This is a genomic window from Pirellulales bacterium (assembly GCA_035656635.1).
Lineage (GTDB): Bacteria > Planctomycetota > Planctomycetia > Pirellulales > JADZDJ01 > DATJYL01.
On sequence record DASRSD010000123.1, the window covers coordinates 15774 to 28582 of the forward strand.

General features: G+C 55.2%; 12 protein-coding genes. All 12 read right to left on the reverse strand.

The genetic code is table 11. The annotated features are described in order from the left end of the window. Positions 1-8 precede the first annotated feature (8 nt). The 12 genes from VFE46_11460 to VFE46_11515 all read right to left on the reverse strand — a co-directional run bounded on the left by VFE46_11460 (position 9) and on the right by VFE46_11515 (position 12638). Positions 9-1748: an ATPase, T2SS/T4P/T4SS family gene (locus VFE46_11460; GenBank protein ID HZZ28609.1), complete on the reverse strand. Its 1740-nt coding sequence runs from the start codon at positions 1746-1748 to the stop codon at positions 9-11. A 41-nt stretch (positions 1749-1789) separates the two neighbouring features. Continuing rightward, positions 1790-2116, reverse strand: a complete 327-nt coding sequence (locus VFE46_11465; protein HZZ28610.1) for an STAS domain-containing protein — start codon at positions 2114-2116, stop codon at positions 1790-1792. Positions 2117-2174: 58 nt separating this feature from the next. Further along, the gene (locus tag VFE46_11470) at positions 2175-2633 is read right to left on the reverse strand and encodes a response regulator (protein ID HZZ28611.1); all 459 of its coding nucleotides are present in this window, start codon (positions 2631-2633) and stop codon (positions 2175-2177) included. A 22-nt stretch (positions 2634-2655) separates the two neighbouring features. Beyond that, a complete protein-coding gene (locus VFE46_11475; GenBank protein ID HZZ28612.1) occupies positions 2656-4191 on the reverse strand; it encodes an ATP-binding protein in 1536 nt (511 codons plus the stop codon). Between the two features lie 137 nt (positions 4192-4328). Then, entirely contained in the window at positions 4329-5783 is a 1455-nt protein-coding gene (locus tag VFE46_11480; GenBank protein HZZ28613.1) for a tetratricopeptide repeat protein, read from the reverse strand. Beyond that, positions 5780-8392 (reverse strand): hypothetical protein, encoded by a 2613-nt coding sequence (locus VFE46_11485; protein ID HZZ28614.1) that lies wholly within the window; start codon positions 8390-8392, stop codon positions 5780-5782. The genes VFE46_11480 and VFE46_11485 overlap by 4 nt, the downstream gene beginning before the upstream one ends. 58 nt (positions 8393-8450) lie before the next feature. After that, complete coding sequence (locus VFE46_11490; protein HZZ28615.1) at positions 8451-9089, reverse strand: hypothetical protein; 639 nt, start codon at positions 9087-9089, stop codon at positions 8451-8453. A gap of 88 nt (positions 9090-9177) precedes the next feature. Next, positions 9178-9729, reverse strand: coding sequence for a type 4a pilus biogenesis protein PilO (gene pilO, locus VFE46_11495; protein ID HZZ28616.1), 552 nt, complete (start codon positions 9727-9729; stop codon positions 9178-9180). A 70-nt stretch (positions 9730-9799) separates the two neighbouring features. Then, positions 9800-10561 (reverse strand): hypothetical protein, encoded by a 762-nt coding sequence (locus tag VFE46_11500; protein HZZ28617.1) that lies wholly within the window; start codon positions 10559-10561, stop codon positions 9800-9802. 35 nt (positions 10562-10596) lie between these two features. Next, on the reverse strand, positions 10597-11694 hold the full coding sequence (gene pilM / locus VFE46_11505) for a pilus assembly protein PilM (protein ID HZZ28618.1): 1098 nt from the start codon (positions 11692-11694) through the stop codon (positions 10597-10599). A 39-nt stretch (positions 11695-11733) separates the two neighbouring features. After that, positions 11734-12366: a prepilin-type N-terminal cleavage/methylation domain-containing protein gene (locus VFE46_11510; GenBank protein HZZ28619.1), complete on the reverse strand. Its 633-nt coding sequence runs from the start codon at positions 12364-12366 to the stop codon at positions 11734-11736. Positions 12367-12368: 2 nt separating this feature from the next. After that, positions 12369-12638, reverse strand: coding sequence for a hypothetical protein (locus tag VFE46_11515; GenBank protein ID HZZ28620.1), 270 nt, complete (start codon positions 12636-12638; stop codon positions 12369-12371). Positions 12639-12809 lie beyond the last annotated feature (171 nt).

The following is a 12809-nucleotide window of genomic DNA, read 5'->3' on the forward strand; positions in this document are numbered from 1 at the left end:
GAATGCAACTAATTGATATTGGTTCCACTGCCTATATCGCGGAACTCGCCGGCGGTTTGCAACACTTCTTCGATAGTGGTAATTCCTTCGCGCACTTTGCGGCAACCGTCGTGGGCCAGGGTGATCATCCCTTTGCGGCGGCCCAGGGTTTGAATTGTTCCCAGTGCGCTGCTGGATATAATGACATCGCGAATTTCATCGTCCAAAATAAACAACTCGTGAATGCCAATGCGGCCGCTGAAGCCAGTGTTGCGGCAATGCTTGCACCCCACCCCTTTGAAAAACACCTCGTGCTCCCAGCCCATTTTTTCCAAGGCCTTACGAATGTTCCGTGGTGGTTCATATTCTTGCCGGCATTTGGGGCAAACTCGCCGGACCAGTCGCTGGGCCAGCACCATGTTGAGCGCGGCAGCAATTAAATAAGGCTCCACGCCGATGTTCGCCAAGCGGGTAATCGAGGAGCAAGCATCGTTGGTGTGTAGTGTGCTAAACACCAAATGCCCTGTAAGCGCCGCTTGAATGGCGGTGCGGGCGGTTTCTTCATCGCGCACTTCGCCGACCATAATGACATCGGGGTCTTGCCGCAGCAACGTGCGCAGCGCTTTGGAGAAGGTCATTCCCACGCGTTCCTGCACTTGGAACTGATTGATAAGCGGCAAGTGATATTCGATGGGATCTTCCACTGTGCAAACGTTGTTATCCATGGAGCTGATGGCATTCAGCGCGGCATACAACGTGGTCGATTTTCCACTGCCGGTAGGCCCGGTGACCAAAATAATTCCGTTGGGAGCCTGAATGCCGGCGCGGAATTGGCTGAGAATATCTTCTCCGAACCCCAAATCTTCCAGATTCAGCGAAACGCTGCGGGTATCGAGCACGCGGATTACTGTTTTTTCGCCGCGGTGCGTGGGAAATGTGCTGACGCGCAAATCGATTTTACGACCATCCAGCAGCACGTGCACGCGGCCATCTTGCGGCAGCCGGCGCTCGGAAATATCCATCGAGCCCATAATTTTGATGCGGCTGGTCACAGCCGGCAGTAGGTGCAGCGGCACTTCCAGCGATTTGTACAAGCTGCCGTCGATGCGGTAGCGCACCCGCACGCATTTTTCCGCAGGCTCAATGTGAATGTCGCTGGCTCCTTCTTTCACCGCGTTGTACACAATGTAGTTGACCAACCGGATGACGGGCGATTGCCCGGCGATTTCCTCGACGTCGCCGATATCTTCAATGGCTTCTTCAATCAGCGTGACATCGTGGGCTTCGTTGTCCTCGATGATGTCGTCGATGACAAACACCTTGGAGTTGGGCAAGCTGGTAATCATCCGCCGAATGTCGCGGGGCGTGGCCGCCACAATTTGCACTTCTTTTTGCGTTAGTCCCTGAATTTCTTCAATGAGAAACAGGTTCGATGGCTCCGCCACCGCCACGGTCAACACGTTGCGCACGCAAAACAGCGGCAGCACCAAATTGGCTTCCACATAATCCCGCGGCAACAGGTCGACAGCCTTGGGATCGTGCAGCCGGGCTTCCAGCTTGGCGTAAGGCACGCCGTATTCCGCGGCCAGGCATTCCACGACCTGCTCCTCGGTGCAGAATCCCTGCTCGACGAGAATTTCGCCTAGCAACTTGGCGCCACGATCGGCCCGCTGTGCCTCTAGGGCGCGATCCAGGGCGTCGCGTGTCAAATAACCGCGCTCGATGAGCAAGTTGCCGAGCCTGGCCGGTGCTGCTTGAAGTGAAGACATGCTGCAGAAACTATTTTCGAATGATGAAGGTAACGCCTATGTTACCGAAATGATTTCACGGCATCGATTACGCTTTCGAAGACTTCTAAATGCTCATCTAGCCGCGTAATTTCCAAAATTTTGCGATTCACGGAATTGGTAGTGGCAATTTTCAAATCGCCGGTCAGCTCTCGTAGTTTGGTTTGGGCATCGAGCAAAGCTGCCAGGCCCTCGCTGGCAATCGATTCCGAGTTGTCCAAATCCAGCACAACATTTTGCCGCTCTTGCGACGTCAGGTAGTTTTGGAACGCTTCTGATTGGTCGGCGGCCAATTCCTCAGGCGAGTGAATCACCACTACATTGCCGAAAATTTCCGTGGGTAAATTCATGGGATTGGTAGGTTGCCGTGTGTGGACGCGTTTTTGACCGGTGATAATTTGAAATCTATTAACCAAATAATCGATCGCTGCATTTTTCGAGGAATGGCCTCGGTTCCAATCGCCCGTCATTGCTGAGGATCGTGGGCACGCTAGGCGTTCGGCCGCACACTTCGTCGACGCGCTGCAACAATTCTCGCGGGCTAAAAGGCTTGGCAATCACCGCCAGAACTCCCAATTGCTCTTTCAGTTCCTTGTGGGAAAGCTCATACCCTTTGGCCGTCAGCATGAATACAGGCAAATCGCGCATTGCTTCGTGCTCGCGAATTCGCTTACACAGGCCAATACCATCTAGTCGCGGCATTTGGCAATCGGTAATCAGCACGTCGGGCTTTTCACGCTGAATGGCTTCCCATGCTTCTAGTCCGTTGTTGGCGCAGCACACCTCGTAGCCGGCTTTGGTGAATTTGAATTCAGCCGCGCGCAGAATGTGAATTTCGTCGTCGCACAACAATACTCGATGTGGCATAGGATGGACCCTTTCGCTACATTCACACGTGTGTGGTCATTTGTGCGGCTGCCGGCAACACGACGCAGAACGTGCTTCCCTGTCCCAATTGACTATCTACGGTCAGCCGGCCACTATGCACGTCTTCCACAATGTGCTTGGCCAGCGGCAGTCCCAACCCGGTGCCCGACGCCATATCGCGATCTTTCTTTACGCGATAAAACTTTTCGAACACGCGAACTTGATCTTCTTCACACAAGCCCACGCCGGAATCTTCGACTTCAAAAATAGCCTCCTGATCGGCCATCCGGCTGCGAAGCGTTACACGGCCCCCGTCGGGCGTGTATTTAATGGCGTTGGAAAGCAAATTGATGGCCGCCTGCATAATCATGTCGCGATCGACCCACACGCCGATGTACATTTGGCTTAAATCGATTGTGTGTTCAATCTGCTTGGCTTCGGCCGCCGGGCGCACCAAATCGAACGCTTCCTGCAGCAATTCGTTCAGCGATGAGGCCCCTTTGGAAACTTGCACCACGCCGGCTTCAATACGAGCCAAATTCAGCAGGTTATCAATCAGTCGCTGCAAGCGGTTAGCCTGGCCGTTGATGACATTCAAAAACTCCTCGCGAGTTTGCGTATCTTCAGCATCGCCGTCGGCCAGCAATTCCACGTAAGCTTTAATGCCGGCCAGCGGCGTTTTCATTTCGTGGCTAACGGCTGATACAAATTCCGCGTTCCGCTTATGGCTAGCCTTCAACAGCGTCATATCGCGCAACACGACAAACACTCCGCCGGCAGGCTGCGATTCCTCCCCACGCTGTTCGTGGGCGCCCAAACGGCAAGCGGTGGCGCCATAGCAGCGAGGCTTGCTATCTTCATCCGTCAGTTCAATTTCGATCGAGCGCTGGCGAGGCGCTTTGCGGCGGCGCATTTCTCCCACAAGCTCAATCAGCTTTTCGCAGTGTAAAATCTGTGTGATGTGGCGATTAGCATTCGCCTGCAAATCAAGACCCAGCAATTGCTCCGCGGCCGGATTCGCCAAAATCAATTGGTCGCCGGCATCGACCGCAATGACCGCTTCAGGCAGTGCAGTTAAAATAGCTTCGATCTGCGCCTGTCGGGCGGCGTTGCGCTTGCCGCGCACTTCCAATGCGGAACGAGCATGTTCGGCCTGATCCACGCGATCGCATAAGGTACGAAATACGTGGGTGAAGTCCCCGGCCGGCATATTCCAGGGATTGGTGGGCATCATGGCGGGCAGATCGGAAGCCAATGTGCCCTGCGCCAGCTTGAGCGGATCGACTTGAGCCAGCGCTTTGAAGTAACGTTGCGCTTCAATCTGTTGTTGTCCAACGCGGCGGACCCACAAATAGGTGCCTCCCATTCCCAGCACAAATTCCACACCCAGAAACCGGTAGCGGAATGGCCAATTCGATTCCGGCGTCACAATGAGCCCTGTAGCCCACGTCGATAAAAACGCAATTGCGCAAATGGTGGCAATGAGGAGAAATGCTTTTCCCTTAGAGTCGATGTTCACTCGCAAGCAATTCTCGGGACAGGCAGACATTTCGGGCATCGAGCAACTCCTTGAGCAAGCGGCCAGGCCGGCGGCGTGCTCCAATTTCAAAACTCACCACGCAGGGCAGCGAGTCGGTGACAAAAACCGGGCGCGCGAAATCCTGCCGATTTCGCTACTGGAAAGCTCCCAAAGCACTAATAAGCAAAGCGCGGATCGAGGCGAGCGGCTTCGGCAAAGTAGCCTTGGGCCGCCTCATGCTGCGCCAACTTATCGAGCGTAGAGCCCATTAAAAAGTAGGACAGAGCGTCCCCTTTGTCCAAAGAAAGTGCTTGCGCCAAAGCAGCTTGCGCCGCTTCGTATTCAGCACGCCGATAATGGGCCGTTCCCAGCAATCGGTACAGCACAGCGGCTTGTTCTGGCGTTTCCGACAAACCGCGGCTGGCAATCTCGATGGCCGCCTGCGTGTCCCCACGGCCCAGCGCCGCGGCAGCCTGATGGAGAGGATCTTGCAGATTTTGTGGACGATTCGACGGTTCTGCCAACAATGCCGGTTGTAGGGAGCCGGCCGAAGACTGTGCCGAGCAACCCACTGGGGGGCTGGCTGTGGTTGGGGAAGAAATAATTCTCGGTGATGAAGTGTTTTGTGTAGGAAAAATTTGCGAATTGGTTGCCGAGTGTTTGTCGTCAGCCGAATCTCCAAAATCCAGGCGGCCCAACCAATCGGTAACTTTGCCCGGCGGCATAAACACGGGCTCGCGCTTTTGCACAATGGGGCTGTCGCACAAGCGCCAATCGCTGGGAGATGCGGAATGGGCTTCATCGGCAACGCTATTTGCAGCTGGAACACTGGCTGTAGGCACACTCTCAGTTTGAAAGTTGTCTGCAGGTGCATCGGAGATGCAGAAATTGAGCGCGGCCGATTTTTCGACTGGTTGTTGTGTTTTGACTACCGGTAAAGCGGCCGAAGCCAATTTCACAGGACTGGCCGAAGGTATCGTCGCGGCCGGGCTTGCCGAATCGCTCTGCTTTTGCGGTGCACTTGCAATGGCCGCATTCCCGGACGGCACCGTCGCTACGCCGGTTGCCATTTTGTAGCTCAGGGCATATTCTTCATTTTGCGGATCCAATTGCGTCGCAATTTGATAATGCTCAAGCGCCACGGTACGGCGCCCGCAAGCATCGCACACTTGTGCCAGTGCATGCTGCGCAACCGCATCTTTGGGATCGGCCGTGACCAGTGTTTGCAACTCGGTAGCTGCCTGTTCGGCGTGGCCGGTGAACAAGTCGACATCAGCTAGCAGCATTCGCGCTCGCCGATTATTGGAATCGCGGTTCAGCAACTGGTCTAGAATTCGATTGCATCCATCCAAATCGCCCCGTTGCCAGCACGATGCTGCGGCGTCGAGTTGAGCGTCATCGCGCTGCTGGTCGAAGTCTCGTGCCAGGGCTTTTTTGCGGTCGTCCCGCGAAGGACCAGCATCGTTGGCAGTATTTCGCTTCACCGCCTGGTTGGTATCACCCAAGCCGGCACAGCCGGAAAGAAACGCGCAAAAAATCAGCGCGCCAAATTGAAGTGACTTCCTATTCCCGGTCCTTTTCCAAGGGCCGATCGAGAAATTCCAGCGAACGCTGTTTCGAGGTTGCGTCATGGCTGCGAGGCCTTTGTGTCGGTCACAGTAACTCGAGCCGAAGTGTCAGTGGTTTGTTGCACCAGGCCATTGACAATCCAGTTCGGCAGCTGCGCGTCGTCCAGCTTGTTAGCCAGCGCCGGTCGAATTGGTGAAGGCAACGTGGGCGTTATGCTCGCAGTTTGTCTGGCTGGCGGAATGGCGGGCATTGCCGGCATGGCAGGCATCGGAAACATGCTGGGCATCGCTATTGGCGTGCCCGGCTTCGTCGCGGACGGTTTGATTCCCGTGGTATCCATGGGAGCCTGTCGACCCGGCACAACATTCTCTTTGCTGTTGGGATTGGACGGACTTGCTGGCGCGCCGTTAAGATTCGCCGGCGGCCCGATCATGATACCCGGCTGCTGCTCAGATTCTATGATTTCGCCCGGGGCAACGGTGGGAGATTCGTCGCTGATGGCAATTCCGTCGCCCGATGGCGTCGCTGCCGGATGCATCAAGCAATGTTCGCAGGTAAGATTGCCATTCCAAATGGCCACTCGCAATTCGATAGCGGCCCGATCCAGCGGATCGAATTGAATTGACAAATCAATAAACCGCAACGCCGTGGATTGGTCTCCCTTGCCCCAGGCTGCCTGCGCCAAGCGGTAATATTTGCGGCCCAGGTAGCGCTTGCCCAACGGACTCATTTGATCGGCATACACCGCTTGGCGGCGATGGAACTCGGCCGCTACTTTGTCTCCTTCGCAACATGCACTGGGCTCACACACAATATGCGGCGTGATGAGCACAATGATTTCTTTCTTGGCCGTTTCTTCCTGCTTGTGCCGGAACAAAAAGCCGATGCCAGGCATGGAGCCCAACAGCGGCACTTGCGACGTGGTGGTGTCGAGTTCGTCACGTATGAGCCCGCCAATGACTACGGTGCAACCGTCGGGAACCATAATGTTGGTGGTGACTTGTGTTACGTCTTTGTGCGGCAATGTGAGGGGCGTAGCACCGGATGTCACTTGCACGCTGCCGGTGGAAAGCTCCGGATGCACTTCCATGCGCACCATGCCATCAGACGAAATAAATGGACGCAACCGCAACGCGGCTCCAGTCTCCAAAAACTGCACGTTTTGAGCCGTGCTGGTTTCTGTGATCGTGGAGTTCACGTAGCCATCTTGATTGCCGATCAGAATTTCCGCCCGGGCCTTATCGATGACCATCAATCTGGGACTGGCGATGATGTTGGTATCGCCGATTGATTCCAGGGCCTGCACGAAAGCGCCAGTGCTGCCGTCGAGAAAGCCAAATTGCAACCCGCCGTTAGGCGCCAGATTGCCTAAATCGCTGAGCGGGCTGCCGGTGAATAAGTGAACGTGTGGATTGTTTTGCAAAAACGCGAAATCTACGCCAAAGGTGTACACGTCGTCGAGTGTAACCTTCAAAATCATGGCCTCAATGGCGACTTGAGCGGGCTTGTGATCGACTTCAGCAATCACCTGGTCAATTTGATTCAAAATCGAATTGAAGTCGCGTACCAGCACGGCTTCGCCGCCAGCAAAGCTGTTGCCGCCGGCTTTATTTCCATCGGAGCCGATACCTTCTTCCGAGGGCGCGGTAACGCTAATGCTGCCAATACCCGGGGTTAACAGCGGCGTGACCAGGGCTTGCACATCGGTCGAACGCACATAATTGATGTGATACACACGCGTGCCAAGAGTGTCGGCAGCTTGAGCCATCGCTTTGAAATCTTGCGGAGTGCCGACATAGATAAATGAACCGTCGTGCCGGGCGACATAACCCGTGCTGCGCAAAATGGCGCCCAAGGCCGTGTCGACATCGACGCCATTCAGCGCGGCCGAAACTTTTCCTTGCACGCTGGTACTCGGCAAAATATTCAAACCGCCTTGTTCGCTGAGCAACTCCAGGACATCGCGTAAATCGGCATCTTGCAGGTGAATCGAAAGGTTGTTATCGCCTTCGCCAGGAATTCTGGTGATGCGTGGCTTCGATTTGGCCGGGGCGTCAGATCTAGCGCCTCCCAGCGACGGAAGTGGCGCAGGCAGGTTATTGGGGGCATTCTCATTTCCCAAGCCGACAGGGCTCTGCGATTTTGCATTATTGGATTCGATACCCTCGGCTGTATTTTGTTTAGACTGCAAAGCGCGCTGGAGCTGCAATTGGAGTTGCTGCATGACCTCGGCCTGCGATTGCGGCGCGGCAGAAGGGGCAGGAGAACTTAAGTTGGCCGGCGCAGGAAGACTGGGAATGCCGGGTGCGGGGTTGGACGCTCCGGATTGTTGTAAAAAATTGACCGCATCTTGCAGCGTGCTTGGTGATAACGGCGCGGAAAGCGACGGCAGCCCAGGCGAAGTGGATTGGGTTGTGGGCGAGGCACTCGACGTGGCCGCTTGTGCCAGGAGCAGGTTCGTTGGCGCCGCCGAGTTCGCAATGGGTGGGTTTGCTTGCTCGACGACCGGTGCGGAAAAATTTGCTGGCGTTGACTGCGCGACAGCACGTGCGGCAGCATCGTTGGTTGGATTTTCAGCAGCCGAGTTGCTTGATAGCCCCAAACCCAGTGCCAGGGCAATTCCACTGGCAGCAAACACAGCCAACAAGGTAAATCGCAAAAAGCTGCTCATCAGTCTTCCATGACTTTCAGTAAATTCGGCTATGCCGGAATCCAATCCGGCCCTGTGTTTATTCGTCGCCTGCTGCCACTTCGACTGCTTTCATCTTCACGTCGTACAACTGGCCATGCCGCGAAAGCACGACGGCGTTTTCTCTAATTTCCACCACCACGAACCGATCGCGGCCATTGGCCGCTAGTACGTTTTGGTCTTCATGGTACGCCCGGCCGTTGATCAATGCGGTTTTTATCTGCGCGCCAACGACCGTGCTGTGCAGCACGATGCCGGCCTGTTCGGGAGTGATTTCCGGCGCCACCTCGACGGCGGCTTTTTGCGCTTGATTTTGTGCAGCGAGCTTCGAAGCGGCGGGAGAAAATGGATCGCGTTCTCCCTCGACGCGAGTATAAGGTTGCATGCGCGAATCGTCGCGAATTGCCGTCAGCACATGATTCCAATGGATTGTTTTTGTCATGGTGTCAGCCGGTGCGGGTACAGGACCGTTCGTCGGGGTACTGGTGGTTGTTGGAGTGGGATTCTCCGAAGTGTTGGCAGCCATGGCCGAGGCGTCGTCTTTGCCCATCCATTTCGTCACCAGCGGCGCCCAAAACACAACGGCCACTAGCAACAACAGCGCTAGCACCGCGGCTTTCTTTGGGTTTGCCGTAATTTCGCGACGCACTCGCCGCACAAATTGATTATTAGTTCCCACGGAGATTATTCATTTCCCGGCCGGAAAGGTTTGCAGCCTTCCGCAAGGTATCCCGGCTCGTCTAATATCGGTAATCAAAAAGGGCGACCTAACCCGATTCTTTGGAATCAACCGCAAAAACTTCTAATTTCAACTCACATTGCACATCCTTCCCAGATTCCTTTGACTTTTCTATTTTGAGTTCCTCCACCCATACGGTTTCAGGCAAGCGTTCTAGCGATGCTAGCAACCGGAAAATTTGAGCATAAGAACCGGTGACTTCCATGCGGACCGGCATTCGGTGAATGATTTCCAATGAAACTTCTTGCAACGGCTCAAAACGCGTGCTGATGACACCCGAACGGCGAATGTAGTCGGTAATTTTTTCGAACAGCATTTCCAATTGGCCGGGCGCGGGCGTTTGGCGGCACCAGTCTTGCGTATATTGTTGCACTTCGGCAAGATCGTGCTCAACATGCGCGGCGCTGGTGTGCAACGCATCCGTCTGGGCGATAAAACTCTCCTTGTCGCGGATTTGGTCATGAATATTTCGAAGGGCTTTCGCTGTCGGAACAAATACAAACCACAAATACGCCAGCGCCGCAAGCGCTGTCGGCAGCGTAATGAACAAACTGTGGCGGCGATTTGAGCGAGACGGCATAGGTATAATGCAGCGTGTGCAGTTCGAGTTGAGCGTTTACGAGTAGAAAACGAGTCGGGGCTAGTTGGGATTATGGATTTGCGGTTGGATTTGCAGCGGCGACCGTTGCTGCGGGGAGTTTCGGCCCATTTGGTTGACCATAGCCAGGGCGCACCGTGATTTTCGCGGCAAACCGAATGCGGCCGCTGAGGTCGTTCGTTACACGTTCCATGCTGCGAATTTCGACTTTAGCCAATAATGAATCGTGGCTTATTTGTTCCAAGTAACGGTGCAGCGACGCGGGGTCATCGGTCAGACCGGAACAATTCACGACAATTTGTGTGCGATCGCAATGCTCGCGCAGGGCGAGCAAATCGCGCTGGGGGGAATCGAGCTTGGCGAGCGCTGTTTCGCCGGGCTTTGCAGTTCCTTGCGGATTCGTACCTTCGGCAATCGGCAGCGGTTCGCGGGAAATCGAAATCACGTCAAGTTCGATTTCATCAGGCAGCGGTTCGGCTAGCGCCGCCAGTATTTGACTTCGCGGCCAAGGATGGCGCAAATAAGCAAATAAATCGGCGCGACGTTCAGCGGTTTGCAAAGCTTGTTGCAGTTGTGCCAAGTGTTCTGTATGTGCTTTCGCCTGCTCGAATTGCGGGACCAATTTCGCTAACTGGTCGTCCCCCAACTTGCGTAGAAATTGTTGATAAATTGCTGCAAACACAATCAGCGCAATAAACGCCACCACTACGGCCACACGCCAGGTGGAGTGCTTACGCTGCAGGTGTGCCTCGTAGAAGGACGTCGGCAAAAAGTCGATGTCGCGCGACAAAGGGTTATTGACTGTTGAGGGCATAATCGAATTCACTTTTGCTTGTAGCCTATTTTCGCTCACGCCACCGCAGTGACTCGTTCACGCAGCGCCATGCCGACGGCCAAATCCCACTGCCCGCGCCGGCCGGTTTGAATGGCCAGTTCAAAGCTGCGCAGGGGATCGCCAAGTTCGCATTTCAGATCTAAACGTGCGGTTAATTCTTCGACCAGGGACGGTGCCGCTTCGCCGCCTCCCACGATCAGCCGCGATATCGGCTGACCGCGAAAAGTTACGCTGTGATACCGTACGCACATCGCCAGCTCGTTGGCCAAGCGCTCAATAACCGGCCGAGTGCTCTCGACAATGCTGCGGGCAATTTCCGGATCTTGCTGACCCGAACGCCGGTCGCCGTTGTGTCGCCGCAAGGCGGCGGCGGCCGGTAAATCCATTTTCAAATGCGCGGCAACCACTTCATCCAAATGTTGGCCGCCAATATCGATATACTTGATGAACAGCGGCTCTGTGCCCCGCGCAATAATGACTGCGGCGCTGGTGGCCCCCATGTGCACAAACATCGTCCGTTGCTGCCTGTCTTCGTCCCGCCGAAATTGCCAACTGTAACAGCGCAAAAGCGCTAGCGGTTCGGCATCGACGGCAATCGGCTTCAACCCGGCGGCTTCCACCGCTTCAAGAATTTCCTCCAGCGCCGGCCGATGGCAGGCTAGCAAGATGACTTCGCGTTTGATGGCTTCCCCTTGGCGGACATCGGCGGCTTCCAAAAACCGCGATTCCGTTTCCGCATACGGAAACGGCAGCCGACTGGCGGCTTCCTGCTCGAGCAGCCTGGCAGTTTCCTCCGGCGCCGCTTTCGGCAGCCGGACATTTTGCACAAACAGCTCACGCGCCCCGAGGCAAATGACTGCTTCACGCCCGCGGAAGCTTCGCCCTTCCCGTGCCGTGCGAAGGGCGGCGGTCAGTTCGGCCGTGCGGTTGGGCTGCTCCGCATTGCCCGATGCGTCGGTGGTTCCCCCTGTGGAAGTTGATGAAGACAAATCGCGCCGTGCCGCATCCAACACGCGCGTTCGATCGGCATTGAGCTGCAGGAGCTTTATGGAGCGGCTGCCAATATCAATGCCAATAGGTCCAGCTCGGTTTGGACTTAGAATGCGAATCATGGCGTGCTCATGAAGAAACGGCGTCTCTTGTCTTGGTTATTACGGACTGGGAATGGTTATTCCACTAGGGGCTGCATTGGTGTATGTGCCGACAGAACTCAAACCAGTCACGGGATTGACTGTGACTGAAATGTAGCGCCTGCTGGTTCCTGTCCCCGCGGTCAACCACAACACGGATTGATTGGCTTGAGTCGTTGAGCCATATGGTCCGAACTCCACCGAGGTGATAGTTTGCGTGGTCGTGCCGACCGCCTGGCCGCCCAACAGCTTCACGGGAATGCCCAAGCTCGGCAACGTGGACAATGAAACGGTGTACTGGTTGGATGCGTCCGTGGGCGAACGGAAGGGAGAATTCGGCAGTGTGGCCAGCGTTGGGTCACTGCCGGTGTAGGTTAGCACCAAGCGGTTATTTGTGGTATCGAGCGTAAAGCAGTAGGTGCTGTCGTTGCCCACTGCCAAACCGCGGGCATACGCCAATTCACCCGCTACAATGTTGGCGACTGAATGTAGTTGATCGTAAGCGGTGGAAACAGCGTTGGTGATTACCATCTTTGCCAAGATGCTCACCAACACAATCACCATCAGCAATTCGAGTAGCGAGAATGCTCGTCGACGTTGTGCCGCGATGCTCCCGGAAGCAAATTTCAGGAGCAATTCGCGGGCAGAGCTCATCGTTATTTACCGACGGTTTGAGGGTCCAGCGACACCAGCACCCTCACGGTGCCGGAACGCAACAGCGCATTTTGCTCCTTCAATTGCGCATTAATCTGCTTCAATTGATCGACCATGTCGAACCGTTGTACAACTGAGTTGGCAAACGGCAACTCACCATTGGTAGGCGACGTTTGCGCCACCGACGTGGGCTGATGCAAGCCTAGCATGTACCAGCAAAACAGGTTCAAACCGATCAAAAACGCCCAACGAAAACGCTTGTCAGAAATCATGGAAAGTGCTCCGGAAAATGAAGTCGCGAACCAATTTACTGCCAATTCCATCAGCCCCACGCGTGGATGAACGCAAACCTTGTATTGGCAATCTGCTATATCTCCTACTATCGGCACAAATTGCGCAGTTGCTGTAATTGAGTGCTGGCGGGTTCCCCTGATTTTCCTAGC